We start from the raw sequence: 1,662 nt of genomic DNA on the forward strand, positions 1-1,662 counted from the left end.
GAGCCAAGTATCTACAAGCTATCCTCGCGTGCCCCGCGATTCTTTTTGCCCGGACACGGGCGCATTTTCTTACTTATTGTCCGGATATGGACAGTTTATACTGCCAGCATCCTTCTTGCCTCTTCACGGATATTGATCGCTGCATTTCGATCTCTGTCCATCTCATTTCCACACGTGCAGCGGTATACTCTTTCGGATAATCCCAGCTCTTTTTTTATCTTTCCGCATTTACTGCATTTTTTGCTTGAAGGGAAAAAGCGGTCTATCTTTACTAATTTCTTTCCCTTCCAGGCAAGCTTATAATCCAGCATATTCCGGAACATCCCGTATCCATTATCCTGTACACTTTTTCCAAAATGCAGGCACTGGCCCATTGCTTTCATATCAATATCTTCTACCGCGACTATATCGTACTGGTCTGTAATCCTGCGGCTCAATTTATGCAGATAATCCTTTCTCTGGTTTCGTATTTTTTCATGGCACCTGGCAACTTTCTTTTTCTGCCGCACATAATTGCGGCTTTCTTTTACACATCTCGACAGTTTACGCTGCTCCCTTGCCAGCCTTTTTTCATTTCTTCTGAAGAATCCTGCTTTTTCAAGTTCAATCTCTTCTGAAAACACTGCCATCCCCTGCATCGCATAATCAATCCCCAGTATTTTGGCATTGCTGTAATCTTCATCTGCTGCTTGGTTTTCGCAGCTGTATCCTTCATACAGCAGACTTGCAAAATACTTTCCGGACGGCTCCATACTGACTGTCACTGATTTCAGACAGCAGTTTTCTGCAGGCTCCCTGTGTTTTTTCATGGAGATCCATTTTAATTTGGGAAGCCGGATCCGCTTATCTTCTACCAGAATATTTCCGTTGACTACATTTGTTGTGTAGCTGTTTTTGGAGTGATGTTTTGACTTGAAACGTGGAAATCCAACCTTGGGATCACGGAAAAAATTCTTATATGCTTTCTCCAGATGAAGCTGAACATTTGCCAGTGCCAGCGAATCTACTTCTTTCAGAAATGAATACTCCTTTTTATACATGGCTGGTGTATTTTTAACAGTTTTTTCGTCTTTTTATACTCCCGGATCTTGTCATTAAGCATCTGGTTATACAGAAAACGGCAGCAGCCAAATGTTTTTCCCAGAAGTATCTTCTGTTCTTCTGTTGGATAGATCCGGAAACGATATGCTATGTTCAATGCTTTTTCTCTCCCTGGGTTTCGATGTATTGACGGATCACTTCAACTGGTGCGCCTCCTGCCGTCAAAAGGCAGAAACTCTGACTCCAGAATGCTTCTTTCCAAAGTTTTTCCCGGATTTCCGGATACTCTTTTTTCAGCAGCCTGCTGCTGGCACTTTTATATGCATTGATAAATTTACTGAGTTCCGTTTTAGGCTGTGCACGAAACATTACATGCACATGGTCAATATCATGATTCCATTCCTCCAAAACAATTCCATATCGGGGTGCAATATATTCCCATATTTCTTTTGCTCTTTCTGAAATTGGGTCATTGATAACTTTTCTTCGATATTTTACCACCATGATCAGATGATAATACATCAAATATACTGAATGTGCATTGTGATCTATTTTTTCCATAAAAACAGTCCTTTTTTGATCTTTTACCTTATCGACTGATTCTATTATACCATGAATCGC

The 1,662-nt window shown here is 41.0% G+C and carries 3 protein-coding genes; all 3 read right to left on the minus strand.

Translation table 11 applies throughout. From position 1 onward, the window contains the following. Window positions 1–95: 95 nt before the first annotated feature. The 3 genes from LJE12_RS19480 to tnpA are packed head-to-tail and all read right to left on the minus strand — an operon-like array spanning window position 96 to window position 1,602. Window positions 96–1,040, minus strand: coding sequence for an RNA-guided endonuclease TnpB family protein (locus LJE12_RS19480; protein WP_008707455.1), 945 nt, complete (start codon window positions 1,038–1,040; stop codon window positions 96–98). Then, window positions 1,013–1,198 carry a helix-turn-helix domain-containing protein gene (locus LJE12_RS20365; RefSeq protein ID WP_008707453.1) on the minus strand — a complete coding sequence of 62 codons (186 nt, stop codon included), beginning with the start codon at window positions 1,196–1,198 and terminating at the stop codon, window positions 1,013–1,015. Before LJE12_RS20365 ends, LJE12_RS19480 begins: the two co-directional genes overlap by 28 nt. Further along, entirely contained in the window at window positions 1,195–1,602 is a 408-nt protein-coding gene (gene tnpA / locus LJE12_RS19485; RefSeq protein ID WP_008707451.1) for an IS200/IS605 family transposase, read from the minus strand. Before tnpA ends, LJE12_RS20365 begins: the two co-directional genes overlap by 4 nt. Window positions 1,603–1,662: the final 60 nt, after the last annotated feature.

Source organism: Blautia sp. DFI.6.71 (assembly GCF_020593585.1).
In the GTDB taxonomy this organism is placed as follows: Bacteria; Bacillota; Clostridia; order Lachnospirales; family Lachnospiraceae; genus Blautia_A; species Blautia_A wexlerae.

What these genes read in the sequence shown, in the direction of transcription:
- LJE12_RS19480 (WP_008707455.1), bottom strand. Translation starts at nt 1,040, where the DNA reads ATGTATAAAAAGGAGTATTCATTTCTGAAAGAAGTAGATTCGCTGGCA.
- tnpA (WP_008707451.1), bottom strand. Translation starts at nt 1,602, where the DNA reads ATGGAAAAAATAGATCACAATGCACATTCAGTATATTTGATGTATTAT.